This is a genomic window from Terrisporobacter vanillatitrophus (assembly GCF_051148895.1).
Taxonomy (GTDB): Bacteria; Bacillota; Clostridia; order Peptostreptococcales; family Peptostreptococcaceae; genus Terrisporobacter; species Terrisporobacter vanillatitrophus.
Map to the genome: position 1 here is coordinate 3,609,323 of NZ_CP154625.1, position 24,255 is coordinate 3,633,577.

At 28.3% G+C, this 24,255-nt stretch carries 29 protein-coding genes; 2 read left to right on the forward strand and 27 right to left on the reverse strand.

Going from position 1 to position 24,255, the window contains the following annotated elements:
- The 17 genes from TVTCOM_RS17645 to TVTCOM_RS17725 form a co-directional block, all read right to left on the reverse strand.
- Entirely contained in the window at window positions 1-618 is a 618-nt protein-coding gene (locus TVTCOM_RS17645; protein ID WP_434797559.1) for an MBL fold metallo-hydrolase, read from the reverse strand.
- A 15-nt stretch (window positions 619-633) separates the two neighbouring features.
- Complete coding sequence (dtd, locus tag TVTCOM_RS17650) at window positions 634-1,083, reverse strand: D-aminoacyl-tRNA deacylase (protein ID WP_434797560.1); 450 nt, start codon at window positions 1,081-1,083, stop codon at window positions 634-636.
- Window positions 1,084-1,092: 9 nt separating this feature from the next.
- On the reverse strand, window positions 1,093-3,300 hold the full coding sequence (locus tag TVTCOM_RS17655) for a RelA/SpoT family protein (protein WP_434797561.1): 2,208 nt from the start codon (window positions 3,298-3,300) through the stop codon (window positions 1,093-1,095).
- A 76-nt stretch (window positions 3,301-3,376) separates the two neighbouring features.
- Entirely contained in the window at window positions 3,377-3,889 is a 513-nt protein-coding gene (locus tag TVTCOM_RS17660) for an adenine phosphoribosyltransferase (RefSeq protein ID WP_434797562.1), read from the reverse strand.
- Window positions 3,890-3,901: 12 nt separating this feature from the next.
- On the reverse strand, window positions 3,902-6,361 hold the full coding sequence (gene recJ, locus TVTCOM_RS17665) for a single-stranded-DNA-specific exonuclease RecJ (RefSeq protein ID WP_434797563.1): 2,460 nt from the start codon (window positions 6,359-6,361) through the stop codon (window positions 3,902-3,904).
- Between the two features lie 160 nt (window positions 6,362-6,521).
- A complete protein-coding gene (locus tag TVTCOM_RS17670) occupies window positions 6,522-7,019 on the reverse strand; it encodes a gamma carbonic anhydrase family protein (RefSeq protein ID WP_434797564.1) in 498 nt (165 codons plus the stop codon).
- Window positions 7,020-7,021: 2 nt separating this feature from the next.
- Window positions 7,022-8,395: a thioether cross-link-forming SCIFF peptide maturase gene (gene scfB, locus TVTCOM_RS17675; RefSeq protein WP_434797565.1), complete on the reverse strand. Its 1,374-nt coding sequence runs from the start codon at window positions 8,393-8,395 to the stop codon at window positions 7,022-7,024.
- A gap of 140 nt (window positions 8,396-8,535) precedes the next feature.
- Entirely contained in the window at window positions 8,536-8,679 is a 144-nt protein-coding gene (gene scfA / locus TVTCOM_RS17680; RefSeq protein WP_018592136.1) for a six-cysteine ranthipeptide SCIFF, read from the reverse strand.
- Window positions 8,680-8,744: 65 nt separating this feature from the next.
- Window positions 8,745-9,107, reverse strand: coding sequence for a TIGR04086 family membrane protein (locus TVTCOM_RS17685; protein WP_434797566.1), 363 nt, complete (start codon window positions 9,105-9,107; stop codon window positions 8,745-8,747).
- Window positions 9,108-9,162: 55 nt separating this feature from the next.
- Window positions 9,163-9,444 carry a preprotein translocase subunit YajC gene (gene yajC / locus TVTCOM_RS17690; RefSeq protein ID WP_434797567.1) on the reverse strand — a complete coding sequence of 94 codons (282 nt, stop codon included), beginning with the start codon at window positions 9,442-9,444 and terminating at the stop codon, window positions 9,163-9,165.
- Between the two features lie 70 nt (window positions 9,445-9,514).
- The gene (gene tgt / locus TVTCOM_RS17695; protein ID WP_434797568.1) at window positions 9,515-10,636 is read right to left on the reverse strand and encodes a tRNA guanosine(34) transglycosylase Tgt; all 1,122 of its coding nucleotides are present in this window, start codon (window positions 10,634-10,636) and stop codon (window positions 9,515-9,517) included.
- A 47-nt stretch (window positions 10,637-10,683) separates the two neighbouring features.
- Entirely contained in the window at window positions 10,684-11,166 is a 483-nt protein-coding gene (locus TVTCOM_RS17700; protein ID WP_434797569.1) for a phosphate-starvation-inducible PsiE family protein, read from the reverse strand.
- A gap of 30 nt (window positions 11,167-11,196) precedes the next feature.
- A complete protein-coding gene (queA, locus tag TVTCOM_RS17705; RefSeq protein ID WP_434797570.1) occupies window positions 11,197-12,222 on the reverse strand; it encodes a tRNA preQ1(34) S-adenosylmethionine ribosyltransferase-isomerase QueA in 1,026 nt (341 codons plus the stop codon).
- 117 nt (window positions 12,223-12,339) lie between these two features.
- Window positions 12,340-13,356: a Holliday junction branch migration DNA helicase RuvB gene (ruvB, locus tag TVTCOM_RS17710; protein WP_434797571.1), complete on the reverse strand. Its 1,017-nt coding sequence runs from the start codon at window positions 13,354-13,356 to the stop codon at window positions 12,340-12,342.
- Between the two features lie 20 nt (window positions 13,357-13,376).
- The gene (gene ruvA / locus TVTCOM_RS17715; RefSeq protein ID WP_434797572.1) at window positions 13,377-13,979 is read right to left on the reverse strand and encodes a Holliday junction branch migration protein RuvA; all 603 of its coding nucleotides are present in this window, start codon (window positions 13,977-13,979) and stop codon (window positions 13,377-13,379) included.
- Window positions 13,980-13,989: 10 nt separating this feature from the next.
- Window positions 13,990-14,493, reverse strand: coding sequence for a crossover junction endodeoxyribonuclease RuvC (ruvC, locus tag TVTCOM_RS17720; protein ID WP_434797573.1), 504 nt, complete (start codon window positions 14,491-14,493; stop codon window positions 13,990-13,992).
- A 215-nt stretch (window positions 14,494-14,708) separates the two neighbouring features.
- The gene (locus TVTCOM_RS17725; protein WP_434797574.1) at window positions 14,709-15,290 is read right to left on the reverse strand and encodes a hypothetical protein; all 582 of its coding nucleotides are present in this window, start codon (window positions 15,288-15,290) and stop codon (window positions 14,709-14,711) included.
- Between the two features lie 157 nt (window positions 15,291-15,447).
- Between TVTCOM_RS17725 and TVTCOM_RS17730 the strand changes: the two genes are divergently transcribed.
- Both TVTCOM_RS17730 and TVTCOM_RS17735 read left to right on the forward strand, forming a co-directional pair.
- Window positions 15,448-15,759, forward strand: a complete 312-nt coding sequence (locus tag TVTCOM_RS17730; RefSeq protein ID WP_434797575.1) for a hypothetical protein — start codon at window positions 15,448-15,450, stop codon at window positions 15,757-15,759.
- Window positions 15,760-15,942: 183 nt separating this feature from the next.
- The gene (locus TVTCOM_RS17735) at window positions 15,943-16,266 is read left to right on the forward strand and encodes a DUF1540 domain-containing protein (RefSeq protein ID WP_434797576.1); all 324 of its coding nucleotides are present in this window, start codon (window positions 15,943-15,945) and stop codon (window positions 16,264-16,266) included.
- A gap of 49 nt (window positions 16,267-16,315) precedes the next feature.
- On the opposite strand, the gene TVTCOM_RS17740 is transcribed toward TVTCOM_RS17735, so the two are convergent.
- From TVTCOM_RS17740 to TVTCOM_RS17785, 10 genes are all read right to left on the reverse strand, one after another.
- Window positions 16,316-16,786, reverse strand: coding sequence for a hypothetical protein (locus TVTCOM_RS17740; protein ID WP_434797577.1), 471 nt, complete (start codon window positions 16,784-16,786; stop codon window positions 16,316-16,318).
- Window positions 16,787-16,870: 84 nt separating this feature from the next.
- Window positions 16,871-17,281: a hypothetical protein gene (locus TVTCOM_RS17745; RefSeq protein ID WP_434797578.1), complete on the reverse strand. Its 411-nt coding sequence runs from the start codon at window positions 17,279-17,281 to the stop codon at window positions 16,871-16,873.
- 319 nt (window positions 17,282-17,600) lie between these two features.
- A complete protein-coding gene (locus TVTCOM_RS17750; RefSeq protein WP_434797579.1) occupies window positions 17,601-17,789 on the reverse strand; it encodes an RING finger protein in 189 nt (62 codons plus the stop codon).
- A gap of 149 nt (window positions 17,790-17,938) precedes the next feature.
- Window positions 17,939-19,213 (reverse strand): MerR family transcriptional regulator, encoded by a 1,275-nt coding sequence (locus TVTCOM_RS17755; RefSeq protein ID WP_434797580.1) that lies wholly within the window; start codon window positions 19,211-19,213, stop codon window positions 17,939-17,941.
- A gap of 519 nt (window positions 19,214-19,732) precedes the next feature.
- Window positions 19,733-20,359, reverse strand: coding sequence for a hypothetical protein (locus TVTCOM_RS17760; protein ID WP_434797581.1), 627 nt, complete (start codon window positions 20,357-20,359; stop codon window positions 19,733-19,735).
- 52 nt (window positions 20,360-20,411) lie between these two features.
- The gene (locus TVTCOM_RS17765; protein WP_434797582.1) at window positions 20,412-21,179 is read right to left on the reverse strand and encodes a hypothetical protein; all 768 of its coding nucleotides are present in this window, start codon (window positions 21,177-21,179) and stop codon (window positions 20,412-20,414) included.
- 141 nt (window positions 21,180-21,320) lie between these two features.
- Window positions 21,321-21,647 carry a hypothetical protein gene (locus tag TVTCOM_RS17770; RefSeq protein WP_434797583.1) on the reverse strand — a complete coding sequence of 109 codons (327 nt, stop codon included), beginning with the start codon at window positions 21,645-21,647 and terminating at the stop codon, window positions 21,321-21,323.
- Between the two features lie 10 nt (window positions 21,648-21,657).
- A complete protein-coding gene (locus TVTCOM_RS17775; protein ID WP_434797584.1) occupies window positions 21,658-22,008 on the reverse strand; it encodes a P27 family phage terminase small subunit in 351 nt (116 codons plus the stop codon).
- A 266-nt stretch (window positions 22,009-22,274) separates the two neighbouring features.
- Complete coding sequence (locus TVTCOM_RS17780) at window positions 22,275-22,499, reverse strand: hypothetical protein (protein ID WP_434797585.1); 225 nt, start codon at window positions 22,497-22,499, stop codon at window positions 22,275-22,277.
- 446 nt (window positions 22,500-22,945) lie between these two features.
- Window positions 22,946-24,178, reverse strand: coding sequence for a phage portal protein (locus tag TVTCOM_RS17785; RefSeq protein ID WP_434797586.1), 1,233 nt, complete (start codon window positions 24,176-24,178; stop codon window positions 22,946-22,948).
- Between the last annotated feature and the right edge of the window lie 77 nt (window positions 24,179-24,255).

The window sequence follows — 24,255 nt, forward strand, 5'->3', positions numbered from 1 at the left end:
TTATCTCATAAAAGGATTTGTCATTTTTTCTATTTTCAAATTAGAATTTGGTCCATGACCTGGATAAATAGTAATATCATCATCATGTTTTTCTAATTTTTTAAGTGACTTTTCCATTTTTTTATAGTCTCCACCATAAAAATCTGTTCTTCCTATACTTCCTGCAAATAAAGTATCTCCTGTAAGCATATGTTTATCAATTTTTATACACATACTTCCTGGAGTATGACCCGGTGTATGAATAAACTTTAACTTCATATCTCCAACTTTTAATGTATCATTATCTTTAACATATATGTCCGCATCTAATTCTACTGTATTTGATGGAAGGGAAGCACTTAAATTTTTCTTCTTATCTTGTAGTATTTCTTTCTCTTCCTCGTGGGCTACTATTTTAGCATTTGTTGCTTCTTTTAGTGTTAAAACATTTGTTATATGATCTCCATGACCATGAGTTAAAATAATATATTCTATAATTAAGTTCATTCTTTTTACATAATTCATTATGTCAATAAAGTTTGCTCCTGGATCTACAACAATACACTTTTTACTATTTTCATCTCCAACTACATAAGTATTTTCACCCATGCGACTTTCAACAATCTTTTCTAATATCATAGTTTCCCCCCCTACCTAGAATTCTTTTCTTGATTCTAATAATATAGTTACAGGTCCATCATTAGTCAAATCAACCATCATATGAGCACCAAATTTTCCTGTTCCCACATTAATTCCTTGATTTTTTACCTTCTCTACAAATTCTTCATACAGTGGATTTGCTACTTCTGGTCTTGCGGCATCAGAAAAACTAGGTCTTCTTCCTCTTCTAGCATCCCCATAAAGTGTAAATTGAGAAACAGCTAAAACTTCACCACCAACATCTTTTAAAGATAAATTCATTTTTCCTTCTTCATCTTCAAATATTCTTAAATTTATTATTTTATCCACCATATAATCTACATCTTTTGATGTATCATCATGAGTAACCCCAAGTAAAACCATTAATCCTTGATTTATTTGTCCAACAACCTCTTCATCTACTGTTACTTTAGAAGCTGAAACTTTTTGTACAACTGCTCTCATATTTTCCTCCTAATTTCTTACTCTGAAAACATCGTCCACACCAGGTATAGCCTTCAGTTTTTTCATTAAATTTGTTAGTTCAGAAATATCATTTACTTCAATTAATAAATTAATATGAGTTATTCCTTCTTTTGTTTTTCTTGCATTAATTCCATTTATATTTAACTTTTGTATAGCAATCATATGTGTAACGTCACTTAACATACTTTTTCTATCTGTGGCAACTATTTTAATTTCTCCCTCAAATTTAGACTTTTTAGGATTATTCCACTCCACATCTACCAATCTTTTTTGGAAAAGTTCATCATCTAGTTTGCAATTTGGACAATCAGCACGGTGTATAGCTACACCTCTTCCCTTTGTTACATATCCCACAATCTCATCTCCAGGAAGTGGATTGCAACATTTAGCAAATCTAACTAAAATATTATCTAATCCTTTTACTACAACTCCAGAACTGCTTTTTTTTCTTTTTTCTTTGTATTCCTTGTCAGTTATATTATATTTTGATAAGTCTTCATTTTCTTTTTGTCTGTTTTCTTTTTCTTTTTTCTTTTCTTCTTTAAGATAGAAATCTCTAACTTTTGGAACAACTTGACTGGCTACAATGCCACCGTATCCTATAGTAGCAATAAAATCTTCCAAGCTTGGTTGGTTAAATTTCTTTGCTATTTGTTCCATAAGCTTTTCTATAGAAGAATCTTTTAGAGGAATTCCATATCTTTTGAATTCTTTTTCTAAAATTTCATATCCTCTTTCAATATTTTCTTCTCTTCTTTCCTTCTTGAAGAACTGTCTAATTCTATTCCTTGCATTTGGAGTTTTAACAATTTTTAACCAGTCTCTACTTGGACCATTTGAATTTGTTGATGTTATAACCTCAACAATCTCCCCATTTTGTAATGTATAGTCAATAGGAACTAATCTTCCATTTATTTTAGCACCTACACATTTGTTCCCCACTTTTGAGTGAACTCTGTATGCAAAATCTATTGGTGTAGATTCTGCTGGTAGCTCTATTACATCACCTTTTGGTGTAAATACATAAACTTGACTGTTAAATACATCTTCTTTTAGTGAATCTAGGAATTCTTGTGGGTCTTTTACATCCTTTTCCCACTCCATCATTTGTCTTAACCATTTTAGTTTTTCTTCCATCTTTTCATCATTACTCATCGTACCTTCTTTGTACTTCCAATGAGCTGCTATACCATATTCTGCAATATTATGCATTTCATGAGTCCTAATTTGAATCTCTACTGGCTCACCTTCTGGTCCAATTACTGTAGTATGAAGAGATTGATACATGTTTGCCTTAGGCATTGCTATATAGTCCTTAAATCTTCCTGGCATTGGTACCCATAAAGTATGAACCATGCCAAGAACTGCATAACAATCTTTTATTGTATCTACAACTATTCTTACAGCAGTTAAATCAAAGATTTCTTCAAAAGTTTTATGTTTATTTTTCATCTTTCTATAAATGCTATAAAAATGTTTTGGTCTTCCATAAACTTCACAATCTATATTAACTTCATTAAATTTTTCTTGTAATAAATTTACTATTCTACTTATATATTCTTCTCTTTGGCTTCTTTTCATTGAGACTTTATCTACTAAATCATAATATCCATCTGGATCTATATATCTTAGAGCTAGGTCTTCCAATTCCCACTTTATTTTAGATATTCCAAGTCTATGAGCTATTCCACCATAAATTTCTAAAGTTTCTTTTGCTTTATATTTTGCTTTTTCTTCTGGCATATATTTCAGTGTTCTCATATTGTGCAGTCTATCGGCTAGCTTTATAAGAATCACTCTAATATCTTTTGCCATAGCTAAAAACATTTTTCTTAAATTTTCAGCTTGAGTCTCTTCTTTTGACTGATATTTTATTTGACCAAGTTTTGTTACTCCATCAACTAAATCTGCAACTTCCTTGCTAAACATTTCTTCTATATCATCATAGGTATAGTCCGTATCTTCAATTACATCATGTAAAAGTCCTGCTGATATAGTTTCTATATCAAGTTGCATTTCTACAAGAATATTTGCAACAGCTATTGGATGAATTATGTAAGGTTCACCTGATTTTCTTAATATACCATCATGGGCAGATTTTGCCAGATAGTAAGCCTTTTCTACAAGAGTAGTATCTGTATTAGGAGCATATTCTTTTATTTTATCTAATATCTCCTGTAATTCCTTATCATGCATATAACCACCTATTCTCTAAAGTATAAATTTTATTATATATGAAAATAGTTGGTAAAAAACCAACTATTATTATTGTCTAGTATTTTATAAGAGAATTAACATTATATTTTGCTAATTTTGCTCTTCCATCTAGGTCTTCTAATTCTATTAAAAATTGCATTGAAACTACTTCTCCACCTAACTTTTCTATAAGTTTAGCTGCTGCTTCCATAGTTCCTCCTGTAGCTAGTAAGTCATCTACTATTGCAACTTTTTGTCCTGGCTTAATAGCATCCTTATGCATTTCTAATCTATTAGAACCATATTCTAAATCATACTCATAGCCTTCAACTTCCCATGGTAACTTTCCTGGTTTTCTAACTGGTATAAAACCAACTCCCATACCATAAGCAACTGGTGTTCCCATTAAAAACCCTCTTGCCTCTGGCCCTACAATCAAATCCACTTCCTTATCTTTTAAGTCTGATATTATTTCATCAATTGCAAATTTTAGTGCCTTACCATCTTGTAATAATGTTGTTATGTCTTTAAAGCTTATTCCTTCCTTTGGAAAATCTTCAATTACTCTTACTGTTTGTTTTAAATTCATTTAAAACTCCTCCTAATAGCTATTTACATACTCTTGTTTTAATTCTTTTAGATTATTAAGTATTACGCTTTCATCCAAATTAAGCTTTTTATCAGGTTTTTCTAATAAATATATGGCTATAGTATTTTCTTCATAATTAATTTCAAAATTTAATAAATTTAATTCTCTAAAAACTTTAAATATTATAAATGTTTTTAAAGGTAGAAGTTTAAATACTCTTTTTAATTCAGTTAATTTTAGTTGTAATTCTTTACTTACAAGCATTTGCTTATAAATGTTGATAAATTCATCTCTATTTGGAACTATACTATCCATAATATTTTTTAAATATATTTTATCTTCACTACAATAATACTTAATAACAACTTCATTATTTAAAATGTTCTTATTTAGATACGAATATTCTCCTTTATTATACAAAAAATCATAAAGAATAATACTATTATATCTTTTTAAGTCTATTTTATCAATATTAGGTGAAAATATAAGTTGTACTTTCTTATTTTTTTCATAAATATAATTATAATTTATATCATAGTCTAAATCTGTTAATGAAACATCTGATAAAGCCCTGTAAAATCCATTTAATGTATTTGTTATAATCAAAGTCCCTTCTTTTATATAATCAAAGATGTTTATATTTTTATCTCCAGCCATATCTATAGATATATCCTCTTCGCCATTATAAATATGATATAAACCATGACTATCTATAGGACTTATCTTTTCAAATAATTTAAGTGATAAATTATTTGATATAGCTGACTTAGGATGGGATAATCTTATATCTTTTAATAAAAATTGTAATTTTCTCTCATTATTAAAATTATTTTCGTCTACTTGGAATAATACATCTATCTTATCTCCCTCTTGAAAATTATCTGCTAAATAAGCCATATTAAATCCTATACATTCATAAGGTTTTTCATTTTCACATATTAACTTTAGATGTTGTTTGTTTTTACCCATCTTGTAAATATTAGTTAATAACAAGTCTCTTATAATAAATCTTGGAGATGGATTACTTAAACCAAAAGGTTCTAACTTATGTAAGTCGTCCACTAATCCCAATGTTACACTTTCTTCTTCAAGCTCATATTCAACTTTTACATTTTCAATCAAATCTTCTTTATTTAAATTGTAATCTGCTATTTCATTTACTCTTTTTCTTAAGTCTTCTATATTTTCTGCATCTAAAGCCAATCCTGCTGCTTGCTCATGTCCACCAAATTTATTCATTAAATCTTTGCAACTTACCAAAGCATCAAATATACTAAATCCTTTAATTGATCTGGCTGAACCTGTTGCTTCACCATCTTCTATAGTAAGTAAGATTGTTGGCTTATAATATTTTTCTGTTAATTTAGAAGCAACAATCCCTATTATTCCATGTTGCCACCCTTCTTTTGCTACTACAAGCACTTTGTCATCCTTATAGTTTTCATTACTTGATATAACATCTTCTGCCTCTTTATACATCTTACTTTCTATCATTTGTCTTTCAATATTTTTTGTTTCTAATATATTGGCTATTTCTTTTGCTTCATCTTCAAAATCAGTAGTAAATAATTGCACCCCTAAGTATGAGTAGCCTAATCTTCCTGATGCATTAATTCTAGGGCCTACTGAATAACCTATATGTGATGATCCTATTTTACTAGTTTCAATACCACATACTTTAATTAGTTCTCTTAAACCTAAATTTTTGCCCTCTTTCATTAGTTTTAAACCATTTTTTACAATTATTCTATTTTCATCTATTAAAGGTACAATGTCACATATTGTTGCTAAAGTTACTACCTCTAAATAATCAAACATTGATGTTTTAAATTCTTCTTCATCTGTTAAAGCTTGAATCATTTTAAATGCTACCCCACATCCACAAAGCATATCAAAAGGATAATTACAATCTTCTTGCTTTGGATTTACAATTGCGTAGGCATTTGGTATATCACTTTGGCATTCATGATGGTCTGTTATTATAACATCTATGCCTAATTCATTGGCTAATTCCACTTCATTAACTGATGTTATACCGCAGTCTACAGTTATTATAAGATCACATCCATCATTATTTATCTTTCTTATTGCGTCCTCATTTATTCCATATCCTTCTTCTAATCTATTTGGAATATAATATTTAACTGGATACCCTATAGATTTAAAATAAATATATAAAATTGATGTTGATGATACACCATCTACGTCATAGTCACCATAAATATAAATTCTTTCTTTATTTTCAATAGCTTTCTTTATTCTCTCTGTTGCTTTTTTCATATCCTTCATTAAGAAAGGATCTCTTAAGTATTTTAAAGATGGATTTATAAAAATTTCTGCATCTTTTTCGTCATTTATACCTCTATTATTTAATATTTGACTAATTTCCGGGGAAATGTTTATTTTCTTACTTAAGTCTGTTTCTTTAATTTTTCCTTTATATTTTAATGTCCATTTTTTATTATATATCAAAAGCTCTCACCTCATATTTTCTTTGTCCTTACATTTAAATATTATAATATTATTAACTTATATGCCATAATCTAGTACTAAAAAAATTTTATTGCATTAAAAAGGAGCAATTTGTAAATTGCTCCTTTTTAGTTTGCATAATTTTTATTTGAATTTCAAATTACTTATGTTTTTTACCCATTCCTATATAATGTAAAGCTGATTGTTTCAAGCTTTCTTTTTCTTCGTCAGTCAATTCTCTTGCAATTTTTGCTGGTGAACCTAATAATAAAACTCCTGGTGGAAATTTTTTACCTGTTACTAAACTACCTGCTCCAACCATAGTAAATTCCCCTATTTCTGCATTGTCAAGAACTGTTGCCCCCATTCCGATTAGACTACAATCGCCTATTTTACATCCATGAATAACAGCAGCATGCCCTATAGTGACATTTTTTCCTATAATAGTTGGTTCCTCATATCCACAATGAACTATAGTTCCATCTTGTACATTTGAATTTTCTCCAACTATAATTTGACTATCATCGCCTCTTAAAACTGCTTTGTACCAAATACTTGCGTTTTTCTCAACAATAACGTCACCAATTACGTCTGCAGTTTCTGCTACAAAAGCAGAATCATCAATAGTAGGTTTTATCCCCTCAAACCCTTTTATCATTTTTATTCTCCTTCCAGCATTAGTTTTGCTTGAATCATTATAGAACATTCTGTTCTTTTCTTTTGCATTTCACAACCAAGCTCATATGGCTTTCTTATATCATTATTAAAGTTAATTGCGTTGGCATGACATCCACCTGAACAGTAGAATTTATTCCAGCACTTTTTACAATCTTCTTTAGAATAAACATGAGCATCTCTAAACATATTACTTATTTCTTTAGGTATAACTATTTCTTCATCCATTATGTTTGCTAATTTAAAATCATCATTTCCTACAAACTGATGACATGGGTATATATCTCCATTTGGTGTTACTGATAAGTACTCGTTTCCAGCACCACATCCAGTTATTCTTTTTATTACACATGGTCCTTGATTTAAATCTATTACAAAGTGGAAGAATGTGAAATCATCACCATTTAATTTTCTTTTTGCATACTCTTTTGCTAGTTTTTCGTATTCATTAAATACTTTTTCCATATCTTCTTCTCTTAGTGCATAAGGATTACTTTCATCACCGACAACTGGCTCCACTGATGTTAATTCAAATCCTTCATTAGCAAAATGAAGTACATCTTCAGAGAAATCTAAGTTATCTCTTGTAAATGTTCCTCTAATATAATAGTATTTGTCCTTCGGTCTTTTTTCTACTAACTTTTTAAATTTAGGCATGATAACATCATAACTTCCTTTATCATTAACTGTTGGCCTCATGTTATCATTTATTTCTTTTCTTCCATCTAAACTTAATACTGCATTGTGCATATGTTCATTTATATAGTCAATTTTATCATCATCTAATAGTATTCCATTAGTAGTTATAGTAAATCTTATATTCTTATTATTTTCTTTTTCAACTTTTCTACCATAAGCTACTAGTTGCTTAACTACTTCAAAGTTCATTAGTGGCTCTCCACCAAAGAAATCTATTTCTAAATTTCTTCTATTTCCTGAATTAGCTATAAGATAATCTATGGCCTTTTTACCTGTTTCAAAGCTCATCATTTCTTTTTCTCCACCAAAATCACCTTGTGAAGCAAAGCAATATTTGCATTTTAAGTTACAGTCATGTGAAACGTGTAGACATAATGCTTTAACTACTTTTTTTCTATTTACAAAACTTGGGTGATTTTCATATGTATCCTCAGTAAATAAAAGCCCTTCTTCTTTTAAAGATTTTATTTCCTCATAAGCTTCTTCTATTTGTTCTTTAGTATAATCTTTATTTAAAGCTTCTACTATTTCTTCCATAGATTTTTTTTCAAATAAATCTACAAGATTATATGCAACATCATCTAGTACATGAACACTTCCTCCATTCACATCTAAAACAATCTTATATCCATCCATAGAAAATTTATGTATCATACTCATAATATGTCCTCCTAATTTTTAATACTCTTATTATATACCCTAAACAAAATATATGTAAATTTTTTGTGAAAACAATTTATATGCAAACAAAATGAGGGTATTATTTGTAATACCCCCACTTTCAAAATAATTTTGTTTAATTATCTTTCGCACTCTTGGTTTGCAACTGTACAAGAAGTTTTACAAGCAGATTGACAAGATGTTTGACATTCTCCACATCCACCTTTAGCTGCGCTTTCTTTTAATGTAGCATTTGATAAAGTTTTTATATGTTTTTTAGCCATTTTAATTACCTCCTGTTTCTAATTAACTGTTACTAATTATACCATAATTCTGTATTTTTTGGAACTTATTTGAAGTTCACTCCCAATACTCCACCTATTCCTCCTGCTACGGAAACAAGTATTGCTTTATAAAGAACTGTCATATCAAATATATAATTTTCTTTAGCTAAGTAAAACATTGTTATAAGTAGTATTATGTAAGATACTCCCACTATAAAACCATATATAAGTCCCTTTTCTTGTATATGTTTACAAGCATAAAATCCACCAAAAGCTGCAGAAACTGTGGTAATAAATGATGTAACTATTGAAACGGAATCTGCTGAAACATTAGTATAAGTTAGTAATAGATTGTAAATTAATAATACAATTAGCGTAATTATGTAAGCGTAACCTAAACCTTTTAATATATGTATAGTTTTTGCCATAAAAAAACCTCCCCTCGGAATATATATATTCCTTAGGGAGATTTAAAATTACTATTTATTTATCTTCTTCTTTTTTCTCAACAGAAGCTATAGCCCATTTTTTAAAAGGCATTTTAGTTCTATTTGGTCCTACTTCTAAAACAACAAATTCCTCTTCAATTTTAGCTACAGTTGCTAACATTCCACCTATTGTAGTAACCATTTGTCCTACTTCTAAACTTGATCTTAATTCATCCAATTGCTTTTCTTTTTTTCTTTGAGGTCTTATAAATAAGAAATAGAAAATTGCAAATAGCGCCACCATATAAACAATAGACATTATCATTTGGTAATTCATATGCTTCACTCCTTCATATGTTTATTACTTCTTAAATACAAAGTATAATAAACATTATAACTCAAATTTATTACAATTTATACCCATATTTGGAGAAAAATTCATCTTTGAAGTCTAATAATCTATCTTCCATTATTGCTTGTCTTACATCTTCCATTAATTTAAGTAAGAATCTTAAGTTATGTGTAGATATAAGTCTAGCTGCTAATATTTCATTTGCTTTTACTAAATGTCTTATATAAGCTTTTGTATAGTTTTTACAGCAGTAGCAATCACATTCTGGGTCAAGTGGAGTAAAATCTCTTGCATACTTAGCATTTCTTACTACAACTTTACCTTGGCTAGTCATTGCAGTACCATTTCTAGCTATACGAGTTGGAAGTACACAGTCAAACATGTCTATCCCTCTTATTACACCTTCTAATAAGTCATCTGGTGAACCAACACCCATTAGATATCTTGGTTTGTCTTCCGGCATTAGAGGTACTGTATAGTCAAGTACTTCGTACATTAATTCTTTAGGTTCTCCAACACTAAGTCCACCTACCGCATATCCTGGTAAGTCTAATTCTAATATTTCCTTAGCTGATTGTTCTCTTAAGTCTTTGTACATCCCACCTTGGATTATTCCAAATAACGCTTGGTTTTCTGTATTTTCATGAGATTCTTTACATCTTTTTAACCATCTAGTAGTTCTTTCTAAAGAATTTTTAACATACTCTCTATCTGCTGGATATGGAGCACATTCATCAAACGCCATCATTATATCAGAACCTAAAGCATTTTGTATTTCCATAGCTTTTTCTGGAGATATAAAATGTTTAGAACCATCTATATGTGATCTAAAGTGAACACCTTCTTCAGTTATTTTTCTAAGTGGCCCTAGTGAAAATACTTGGAATCCACCACTATCTGTTAATATTGGTCTATCCCAGTTCATAAATTTATGAAGCCCACCTGCTTCTTTTACTAAATCATGGCCTGGTCTCATATATAAGTGATAGGTATTACTTAATATTATCTGAGATCCAATTTCTTTTAATTCTTCTGGTGTCATTGCCTTTACTGTTGCTTGAGTTCCAACAGGCATAAATATAGGTGTTTCTATAACTCCATGAGGAGTGTGTAATCTACCAAGTCTTGCACCACTTTGTTTACAAGTTTTTATAAGTTCATATCTTATTGCACTCATATTTATTCTCCTTACTATGTCTGATTATAGTCTAAAATATTAAACTACTAATTATTCTTTATTTCTTCTGTGTCTAAATTTTCTTTTTCTTTAATATTACTTTTTTTTAAATTATATAGCCTACTAAGGCTCATTGCTCTTTCTTCTGGGGACATTAAATATTTTCTAATTGCAAATATTGCACCTATAGAAAGTATTCCTAATAGTAAATCTCCCATTCCAGAACTTTTCGGAAGTAAAATAAGCTTTCTAGCTATTGCGTACAATAACACTTCCAAAAGTACTCCTGGTGTATGCAAAGATAGCATTACTACCAATTCAACCCCTATTACTAACAATAATGCTTCCGCTAAAAAACTATTTAATTGGGTATATTGAACTGGATTTGAAAAATCTACTATATAAGCTTGATACACACTTCTTACTAAATCCATCATACCCAATAATACAAGAATTAATATTACTATTGCTAAGGCCGCCTCAAAGTTTTTTGAAATGTTCAACAACCTTTTATCATGCTTTTTTATCATACCGTCTCCCCTTTTGTACACATATTATATTTATTTTATAAACATTGCATCTCCAAAACTAAAGAATCTATAATGATTTTCTACTGCACAGTTATATGCATTTAATACATTTTCTTTTCCAGCAAGTGCACTTACTAACATTATTAGTGTTGACTCTGGTAAATGGAAGTTCGTAATTAAGTTATCTACAACTTTGAATTTATATCCTGGATAAATAAATATTTTTGTCCATCCCGATTCTTCTTTCATTTTTCCATTTTCATCGGCTACAGATTCTATAGTTCTAGTACTAGTTGTACCTACTGTTATTACTTTATTACCACTTTCTTTTGCTCTATTAATTTTATTTGCTGCTTCTTCTGTTATCATATAGTACTCAGAATGCATATCATGTTCTAAAACATCATCTACTTTTACTGGTCTAAAAGTTCCAAGACCCACATGTAAAGTTACAAAGGCTAAATCTACACCTTTATCTTTAATTTTTTGTAGTAATTCATCAGTAAAATGTAGACCTGCTGTAGGCGCAGCTGCTGAACCATTATGTTTAGAATAAACAGTTTGATATCTTTCTCTTTCTTCTAATCTTTCTGTTATATATGGCGGTAATGGCATGTTTCCAAGTTCATCTAAAACTTCTTCAAAAATACCTTCGTACTCAAACTTTACTATTCTAGCTCCGTCATCACCCATTCCAACAACTTCCGCTATAAGTTTACCTTCTCCAAATGAAAATTTTGTACCTATTTTAGCCCTTTTACCTGGTTTAACTAAAGTCTCCCAAGTATCATCTTCATTTCTTTTTAAAAGTAAAAACTCTATTTTACCCCCAGATCCTTCTTTAGAACCAATTAGTCTTGCAGGAATAACTCTCGTATCGTTTAATACAAGACAATCTCCTGGATTTAAATAATCTATTATGTCTTTAAAAATTCTATGACTTACTTCACCAGTTTGTTTGTCTAATACCATTAATTTAGAGCTAGATCTATCTAAAATAGGTACTTGAGCAATTAATTCTTCGGGTAAATCAAAATAAAAATCGCTTGTTTTCAATGTTAAACCTTCTTTCAATAATATATTACCTTAAGCATACAATTACCATAATAACAAAAAATTCAATTTTTTTCTACTATTAGAAATTATACTTTTATTTTCATTAATATTATTATTCTACTTTTCTGGATAATTTATATTTAAATGTTTATAAGCATTTGGCATGGCTATTCTTCCCCTTGGACTCCTATTAATAAATCCAAGTTGAAGTAAATAGGGCTCATAAACATCTTCTATTGTATTTCTGTCTTCTCCAATAGAAGCAGCTAAAGTATCTAACCCTACAGGTCCACCTTTAAATTTATTAATTATTGTTAATAACAATTTTTCGTCCACATAGTCTAATCCTAAACTATCTACGCCAATCATTTCTAGGGCTTGGTCTGCAACTTCTGATGTTATATTTCCATTGGCTCTAACTTGAGCATAGTCTCTAACTCTTTTTAGAAGTCTATTTGCTATTCTTGGTGTTCCCCTAGATCGTCTAGCAATCTCAATTGCTCCTCTATGTTCAATTTCTGCACCTAATATATTGGCTGATCTTATTACTATTTTTGTTAATTCATCAACTGTATAATAATCAAGTTTGCATATAACACCAAATCTATCTCTAAGTGGGTTTGTAAGCATACCTGCTCTTGTTGTTGCTCCAATAAGAGTAAATTTAGGCAAATCAAGTCGTATACTTCTAGCCGATGGTCCCTTACCTATTATTATATCTATACAATAATCTTCCATAGCAGGATATAATACTTCTTCTACACTTCTATTTATTCTGTGTATTTCGTCTATAAATAGTACGTCATTTTCATTTAAATTTGTTAATATGGCTGCCAAATCTCCTGCTCTTTCTATGGCTGGACCTGATGTTATTCTTAGGTTAACTCCCATTTCACTAGCAATTATACCAGCCAAAGTAGTTTTTCCAAGACCAGGTGGCCCATATAGAAGAACATGATCTAATGGTTCATTTCTACTCTTTGCAGCTTCAATAAATATGGATAATTGTTCTTTAGCTTTTTCTTGCCCTAAATAATCAGCTAATAACTTAGGTCTTAAATTATTTTCTATATCCACATCATCATTTTGCATACTAGATGTAATTATTCTGTCTTCATCTTCAAATCCGTACAATTAACTTCCCCCTTTCTTTATTATCTTAAAGATTTACTCATTAAGTAACTTAATGATTTTTTAATAATATCCTCTGTATTTAATTTATCTTTTTTACATTTTTGTACAGCATCTTTCGATTCTTGTAAAGAATATCCTAATGCCACTAAAGCATCTACTGCTTCATCTTGAGAAACTGCTACTGGCTGATTAGTCAATAAAGTTGACTCAAATTCCACATTGTTTTTGTCTATTTTGTCCTTAAGCTCTAAGACTATTCTTTCTGCTGTTTTCTTGCCTACTCCTGGAGCTTTTGATAATTTTGCTATATCTTCACTTAATATGTATGCTCCTATTTGTTTTGGTGAAGCAAAAGATAGTATTCCAAGCCCAACTTTAGGCCCTATTTTTGAAATAGATGTCAGCAGTTCAAACATCCTCAATTCTTCTTTATCATAAAACCCACAAAGACTCATATCATCTTCTTTTACTATAAGCTTTGTGTAAATTTTACATTCATGTCCTAATTGTACCTTCATTATAGTATTTGCCGAAGCGCTAATTTTATATCCTATACCATTATTCTCAATTACAACATGATCTAAACTAATTTCTTCTATTATTCCCTTTATATAGCTATACATAATTTTCTCCTTATTTCATACCTATATTTTTTAATGTCTTTTCAAGTTTATTTGCATGAGCATGACATATTGCTACAGCTAGAGCGTCAGCAACATCATCAGGCTTTGGTATCTCTTTCAAATTCAACATAGATGTAACCATTTGTTGGACCTGTGATTTTTCTGCTCTTCCATATCCCACTACACCTTGTTTAACTTGTAAAGGTGTATATTCATAAATCGGCTTATCATTATGGGCGCATCCTAGTAAGATTACGCCTCTTGCTTGCGCTACTGTAATTGCTGTTTTTACATTTTTGTTAAAGAATAATTCCTCTACCCCAACTTCATCTATATTATAATTTTTTATAAGAAGGTCTATACCTTTATAAATTCTCTCTAATCTTTTCGTTGTGTTCATAGTTGATGGAGTTGTTATTGCACCATAATCAATAACTCTAAATTTATTATTTTTATATTCCATAATTCCATAACCTACTATGGCTATACCCGGATCTATTCCTAATATTATCATAAAACTCAAGACCTCCTGTTAAGTTTTATACAAAACTTATGTTCTTTAATATTATACCATAGGATTGCAAAATTAGAGTAATGTGATGCATTATAAAAATTCACTTCCACCTTTCATATAAATCAAAATATTTTATAGATTTATAAAAAATAAAACACCCTTATATAAAATTTCATATAAGGATGTTTTATTTTTTTATGAAAATGTATTAAGGATTAGCTTTCAAAATTTTCCAATCTTGTATATGCCTCATCTTCACTATTTACTAGTATTCCTGATGATAATTCATCTTGCACAGATTTTGGAAGAGAGTCAACTTCTATGTTTGTTTTTTCTAGCTCAGTTTTTGATCCATCTTTATCATATTTATATACATGTACAAATCCATCTTTTTCTTCTATAGCGTATTTATTTGCTTTTGAAGGTTCTTTAGCCTGTGAATTACATAAGATAATTTCATATTGATTCATACTTGCTATTTCTTTATTTGGATATTTATCTTTGAAATAAGACACTATTTCTTCTTTACTTTTATTTAATAAGTCCTTTGGTATAGTTCCAATCATTTTGGGACTCTCATAAGTACCACTACTTGTTATTTGGCCCTGTACCCAGATTTCACAATCTGAATTAAGACTAAAAACTTCTTTAGATTCTTTTTTTGCTTGAAGAGCTTGTCTAGTTTGATGAGTGTCTCTAACTTGTACACCTATACCTATTCCACATGATAAAACAATTACTCCTAATAATACTAACATTGGCACTTTCCAAGAAAATTCTTTTTTCTTTTCGAACATAAAATAACCTCCTTACTTACGTTATTTTTTTATGATATATTTCCTTCACATTTTAGAAAAAAATAGTAACTTTTATTAAAGTATTTTTGTCTCATTTGCCTAGTTTTATACATATTATAAAGTAATATTTTATTTTCAATATATGGAGGTGATTTTATTGAGTGAAAATATTAAAAATTTGGTTGATAGATTAGACTTTATAGAGTTTAAACAAAATATAATTTTTTTAAAACCTCCCCAACATAGTACGCAGCTTTTCTATGACCTTACATTGGAAGACTTTTTAAAAATCAGAAATTTTACTAAAGAATATTCATTAAAGATAGAAAACAACGAACTTGTTTCATTGAGTGATTTTGAAAAGAAATTGATTTATATTTGGCAACCGGCAAAGTCTTATCCATTATCAGCCTCTTTAATTGCTAGGGTGTTAATGGGTAAAAACTTATATGCTAGATTAATATCTTAAATATTTTGCTTAATTTTATAAGTATAATTTTTAAAGCCATCTCTTAATCTAAGTCTTGGCTTTTATTTCTATAAAAATAAAAAGTATACAATGTAAATTATTCAAATTTAACTTTTTGTCATTATATTTTTTGTAAATTTAGTCCATACTAATTATTGATTAATTAAAAAGGAGGTTTTTATTATGACATTAGTAGGTTGTAATGTTAATAATTGCGCACACAATACCAATAGTACTTGTTACGCAAATAAAATATCCGTAAATGGCAAAAAAGCAAGAACTAGTAATAACACTTGTTGTAGCTCTTTCGTAAACCAATCTGGTTATAGTGATTTTAGTAATAGTGCCTTAGACAACACACAATGCAGTTCTCTAAGTTGTAACGTAAAAACATGCGTACATAATGCAGGTAGTATTTGTGCATTAAGAAATTTATCTATAACATCTAACGCTGATAGCGCAAACGCTTCATCACAAACATACTGTGGAAGCTTCAGATGCAAGTAATTACAATAATCTTTACATAAAAAAGATTGGAACCTAAGTTCCAATCTTTTTAATCTTCCAACAAATCTTTATATAAATCTTTGTCTTCTCTATTTAAATATACGTATCTAGTAACTATTTTTTCTTCATCATCATATTTATCTAATACTTTTATAGTGTGGTCATCTGTTGCTACAGTAACAATCTCATTTTCATGTTCATCAAACATATTATTGATAACTTGCCTAAGCTCTCTCATACTACCATCAAATAATTCTACAGAGTCAATATTTACATATTGTTCTTGTATGCCACCTTCAAATGTAGTCATTAAAAAATATACTTTTTTACAGTGATTACAAGATGCTATTATTTTTTCTTCCCTTAGTATGTATGCTCCTGTTATACCTTCTTCCGGCTTAATTCTAAGCTCCGATTCACTAACTTCTTTAAATAAAACTTTTAACTTTTCTTCTTCCTTACAATCGCATATTTTTCTTTTTAAATCTACTTGTGTTAAATACTTTGTAACAGTAACCATATTTATTATCTCCTATACTTTTATTCAGAAAAATAAAGGCGTTAAGCCTTTATTAATAACTTTATCTACATATACAAGGCACTACTACTTTTCCATAAATACATACTCTGATGTTTTTAAATCTCCGTCTCTGTCATCTTTAATTAGCTTTGTTAAAAAATTTTCTGATTTTATGATTGATACAACGTCATAAGAATTATAGTTTTTTGTTATATTTTCTTTTATTTGAGGATATTTTTCTTCTATAAAGTTTACTCTTCCTACTTCGTAGTTATCTCCATTTATATTTGATAAATGTTTTAAATTAAATCTATATGTACTTCCACATTTAGAACAAACAGCTATAATATCACTGTTAATTTCTTTAGTAGATTCCTTCTTATTTTCAATCATATTTGAATGACAATATAATATTCTATATTTTTTACATTCTGAACATTTACATATCTTCTTATCTAAATCATCATTATAAATATATTTTGGCGTGTATAACATACGTTTTACCCCTTTCTATTTCCATGATTTTATTTTTATTCTCAACCTATGTATATGTAGTTCTTTATTAGATGTAAAAAATTCACTTCACTTGAGCGACGTGTAGGCAAAACACTTTATGTGGCCAAGGACATATCTTTGCTACTGCTTCAGACAACTCTGTCGCTCAAAATTTAATTTTTTTATGTCATTTCCTCTTTATACTATTGTATCATCATCTTATTATATTTTAGGAATATTTTGTAATTTTTTTATTGTTTTTATTCACAAAAAAAGCTAGATATTTTCCATATCTAACTTTTACATTATAAATTCATTACTATTTACTTTTATCATTATCAACTTCCTCTTTTTGGGTTTTATTATGGCAATATATACACTCTTCCTTTACTTCTTGCCAACATATCTTGTGATAAATATTATTACAATTTTCACATACAGTTAAATCCTCTTCACTCATTATTTTGCCACCACAAACACAACATCGATTATTTGGAATCTCTTTCATATAATCCCACCTTTCCTAATTAAATTATAATATTATTATTAAATATATATTAATATTTCTTTTATTTTAAACATAAAAATATACCTTAGATTAAAAATTATAGTCTAAGGTATATTAGTTTATAGAAGTATTATAAAAATCTATCTATTTTAATTTTCAATTATTCTTAAAAATCTATCTACATATCTTTTATCTAAATCACATAACTTATAATTTTCTTTAGATGCTATTTTTTGAGCTTTACTTTTATCTAATGCTAACTTATCAAATATTTCTAGTTCTAAATATGTATCATCAAAATCACTTGTGGCTTGGTAAAGATCTATTGTTTTCTTATTTTTTAAGGTTATGTTATAATAGAAATCACCCTTATTACCATATAGCAATTTTCTTTTCCCTAAAAAACCAGTATTAATATCAGTAATATCCTCATATGTATACTCTACGCCTATAGGATTATAAAAATTATAGTCTATGATTTTATCTTTAGTTATAACAGTTATACCTGTAACACACATATATAATAAAACCAAATTTAACACTATAACTTTAACAACATTTCTTTTCATAAAACTTAATAGATTGTATGCCCATTCATGTTCATCTGAATTTGCTTTTCTTATTTTGTACAAAATAGCAATTATCATAATAAGTACTTCTATTTCAAATAAAAATATTGCATAACTATATGGAGGTTTAAATGCATACATCAGGTAATTATTTGGAACGAATATTTTAAACTGCAACCAATCAATACCTACAAATATTAATATAGTTAAAACTAGTGCTAAAATAATACCTACTATATATCTGAATGTTCCACTTATTTTTTTGTCTTTTTGCTGTAAATAAGATCTCCAAATTAACGTAAGTATTATGGTTGATATTATTGATAAACTACCTTTAAGTCCAATTGAACTATAATTTTTTTCTGTAATATCCAGATAAAACCACAGTATTGGTCCCATTAAGCTTATTGTAATTAATAGTTGAAAAATTAAACTACGTTGTCCAATCTTATCTAAGTCAGATATAAGTTCTGCATATACCCCCTTCTCTATACATTCAATATCTTTTAAATATTCATTTAAATTTATGTCCTTCTTTTTATTTATATTTTTCAATATATCATTAATAATATCTTTCTTACCTTCTGTATTAATTTTATTATTTTCCAACTCTTTTATTTTTTCTTCCAATATACATTTTAGAGATACTTTTTCATTCTTAAGTTCCTTTATTTTAGAAATTGGAATATCTAATTTTAATAATAGTTTTATATATTTTAACTGTTCAATATTTTCTTCATCATAGTCCCTATCTGAATTAGAGTCTCTTTTTATAAAAATTAATCCTTCATTCTCATAAAAATAAATTGTATCTTCTGATAAACCTGTGGCTAACTCCACCTCTTTAATTTCCATATCTTCTCCCCTTAAACATTTTATTGGATATATTTGTATAAATATATTGTTTCTATTAAGATACCAGCTATTTTTATAAATTTCAATTATATAAATAAAAATATCCAATATAGGTTCTTATCCTAATCTCATAGATGTATTCTTTGTAAGTATAAAAAAACACCTCTAATCATTTGTATGAATTACAACATACATTATAATTAGAAGTGTTTTTATTTTTCTTAAACACTCAATGGTATTATATTATATTTTGTTTATTACTACTCTTGTTCCCAGTTATGGAATACATTTTGTACATCGTCATCATCTTTGGACTTTAACACTGCAAATCTATTGGAATTTCAACATTCTATTGATTATAACTTCCTATTTTTATAGAAACGTATATCGTAATTAAAATTATAATATAAACCTTAATTACTATTATATATAACATTATAAGCTAGTCCAATTCTGATTACAAGTAGAAATACACCACAAAACAAATCTTTTAAATACTTAATTTTATGTTATAGTTCATTATGCTATATCCAATAAATCTTCAATTGCGCCTGTAAAATCTTGTTCATCATAATTTTTAAGTACATCTATAACCCTTTGGTCTACTTTGCCTTTATATTTCTCTGCAAGTTCTCTAGCATAATCATTTCTTGATATCACATAAGCCATTCTACAATCATGTATATTATTAAAATATTTAAAATACTTTTTACCGTCAATATATAATATTGCCTGATACATTTTATCTCTTTTATTATAAGCAACCCCTGTTGGAAGTTTTCCTTTATTTCTCTGTAATTGTGTAAGAAAACTATTTAACGCACTCGGTATAAATACACAATTTTCTTCAGAGTATATCTTATTACCTCTATTTATAAAATCCTTATCAAGTTGATAGTACATTCCTTTGTCATCAACCATATTAAACCCGTACATACTATTAATATCCTCTGCAAAGTTTTGGAAGTTTCTCCACCTTTCACAAACTACAATTTCTTTATATGTCGGTTTTTCATTATGATAATCTTTATCATAGGCTCTACCGAGCATATTCCACCATAAATTGTATTCTCTTGTCATCTCTCCATTAACTGTACTCTTATACTTGCCTTTCTCATAAACTCCATTACCTTTTACTAATTTCATATCCATAACTCCTTTTTACTATATAAATAAAAAATCAGTTGTCATGGTAAAATCATTTTATCTCTTTTATAATATCCACTACTCTATCCTTAACTTTTTCAAGAGCCACATCTCTACCATAAACAGTAGATAGATACGGTATTTCAATTAGCCTAATATTATTTTGTTTACAGTATTTCCTTTTCAACTTATCATGTTCAAGTGTATCACCTTCAAAATAATCAACTGTATATTCCTCATAATGTTCTTCTCCCTGTACCTCTATTAATGTATCTATACATGGTATATAAAAATCAAATCTAAGGACATTACCACCTAAACCTTTTAAATCTGAATATGACTTTTCTCTAAAATATTTAATACTATGTTCATCTAGTAAATCTCTTACTAAACTTTCACCATAACTTCTATTATTACAATAAGGACATCTCTCACCCTTTTTAAATAACATAGGTAAAGTAGTAAATTCATGTCCTTTTGGACATCTAAGTATAACTTCCCAAGTAGAATATTTATACTCACTTATAAGTTCATACCCTTCTTTATTCATTACTTCCATAAATTGTTCTTTAGCCTGTATCGGACACATACCCTTACACCTTATACAACCTCTACCTTTTCTAAAACGAGATGGATATGTATAAATCTCATGCCCTTTGTCGCATATTACTTTTACTTTTTCATTGCTACCTTTATATTCTTCAATTAACGTAAAATCTCTTTTTATCAGTTTATCTATGAAATCATTAAAGGCATTAGCAGATTTTAATTGAACTTTATTTAATCCTTCTGTACTTCTCTTTATCATAAATTTATTCATAACCAACTCCTAAATTATTCATTTTATTTCTATATTTCTTCTTTAATATATATACTTCCTTGAAAGAATAAAAAAATAGCTAGAACATAATTCTGCTCTAGCCACATAAAAGTAAAAAAAATATTTACTTTAATAATTTACCTATTTAAATAATCGACATAACTCTTTATTTTGAACTATGTCTTTGAAACTATCTATTCTAATATCCAATAAAGGACATATTCCACCGTTACCATTGCAATTGTACCAGTTGAAACAATTACATAATTCTAAACTCTGTTTTACTAATTCAAAGTTTTTACTTTTAATACCAACTTGAATATTTTTCTTACAATAACCTTCAACTTCAATATCTTCCATAACTATATCTATTGGAGATTTTAATAATTGCTCTTGGTTTTCTTTTGCACTAATTATCTGTTTCATGTTGGCTCTTTTATGAATTTTTCTTTTAAGATATTTACTCATAATATCACCTCTACATTTCCAATATTAAATCATCTGCAAAACTTTCATCTGCTCCATATACTTCTTCATCTATTTGATTTTCTATAAGTATAGTCATTTTAGTTTTAATATCTAATGGGAATGTTCCAAGATATGTTTTTAAACTCGATAATAACTTTAATTTAACATCTAATCTTGGATTAACTTTTATCTTTCCTTCAACTTCAACAAGTAATCCTTCATTTTTTAATTCTTTATCGCATTCTTTTATCTGATTGTGTAGAGTTACAATTATATCCATAACTTTTTTATCATAATGCGATACTTCATATCCTAATTTTTCTAAATCTTTAACCATAGCTGTTTTTAAACCTATATTCATATATTCCTAACTCCTTTGTATCTTATATTTTAAAAAAGGGGCAAAAAGCACCAAAAAAACGGCTATTTTCAATAAGAAATATAGTCGTTTCAATGTTTCTGTTGTGTTTTCAATTTTTTTATTGTTGGGCATCAAAATTGAATTTGTTGTAAATAGCTACCCCCTTGGTCTGCAGATACCCCAATAAAGTTTTTGAATTTTTATAGGGGGGATATTGAAACCCACATTCAACCTATTACAATATTTGAATGTTTAACGTACAACATTTATAAACTAATAAATATTATATCTTTACTATCATAGTAATTAATTAAATTATTATCCTTATCAAAAGCATACATATTAAACGCTTTGCTATATGTATTATCCTTTACTATCTTACCTATCTCACAACAATCATACTTACTTAAATATAGCTTACCTTTATATCCTAAGCTATTGTCATTACTAGCAAATTTAAAACAATCATTACATCTATCTTTATTTAACATACTATCACCCCAATATATTATTTGTCACATACTACACAAGGTATATGCTCCATTGCCTTTACTTTATTATCACTTATCTATATGTTTAATATAGTTATGTTACTATTGATTGATAGCCAATATTTAACCACCTTAATTTTTAGGTCATCTCTATTAGTCATATATATTCAATTTTAATTGTTGTATAAATCTAAGCATATATACCACAACATATAGGCTAATATCATAATAACTTTTATACCTATATCCATAATATCAACTAACCCCCTATATAAATCTATATGTATATTTACTATACGCATATATACAACATATATAAGCTAATACAACAATAGCCTTAACTATTATATTTAATATCCCAATCAACCTATATAACCCCCTATATATAATTAAATAAAGCCACATATACTCATATATATGGCTCTATATCATATCTATCTTAATCACTATTCAGTATTATTATCTCTTTTTACATCAATAGTATTGAAAACCTCTATTACTCCATCTGCATTAAGTTTTACATTTCCTTGACTTAATAATAAGAAGTCTTTATCCAAGAAAGGTTTCATATCAAGTAATGCTCTACCTTCATTTATAGTGAATAGACCATTTTTCGTTGCAGTAGAAATAGTTTCTACTTGTTCTTTAAAACTAGCTTTTAAAAGTTCAGAAACATCAAATCTGAAATAATAACCCTCTTCTTTTTCTTCTTCAAGTAGTAAAGTTTTATTTAATGCACTTTCAATAGAAGATAAAATTGGATTCAATGTGAATTTTAAGAACGCTTCATTCTGAATAGCTGTTGAATTTGATAACATTCCTTTGGGAAGATTAAATATTTCTTCACATAATTCAGTATGCGTCTTTCTACTATCTAAAAGTCCTAAGTCGTTTGGAGTTAAACTTAAAGACTTATATTTAAGTCCTTCTTCAAGAATTACTGTTTTACCACTATTTTTAAGTCCACCATATACATTTTCCCAGCTCTCTCTTAACCTTTTTGCAGTAATTTCTGATAACTTACCATCAGTTTCTAATAATCCTAAAGGTAAAGCTCCCCCACTTACTACATTATTTTGATATATTATTTCTGATAGCATAAGACCTAATATATCTTGGTTTGTAGATAATATTCCTTTGCCCCTTAATCCATCTTTACTGTTGTAAGGTATTATAAGAAAATCCTCAATTTCTAAGTCTTCTACATAAACTCCATTTAATGTATAGTTAACAGTTAAATCTTTTATAAATCCTTTTTTATCAATTAACTTGTTCAATTGCACTTGTTTTGGCTCTATTCTGTACAATCCTAAAATATCACCATATTCTTTATCTTGAACACTATAACTTATGCCATGTAATAGCATATCTTTAGTCATATTCCTTTTTAAGTTACTAGAACATTCCATGTTATTACATTCCTCATTTAACAATTTTTCTCTATAATCTTCACGTTGTCTTTCTATACTTCCATCTTCATTTTCTTTATATAAATATATTGGTAAATTACTTACTGCACCTGTTATCAAATCTAAAGCATTTTTAACACTAGGTATTTCAGTAATATTATTTTCAGAAACTGTTATACTATTTCCTCTGCTCGTAAATATTGAACTATAATTCCCCTCTACGGCAGATTCTATATTTCTTCTATTTTTACGTCTATCAAATATTCCCATATAATCTCTCCTTGTTTTTGCATTAAAAAAGGCATACCTGTAATATGGTACACCCTTTTGGTAAATCTATTTTTATA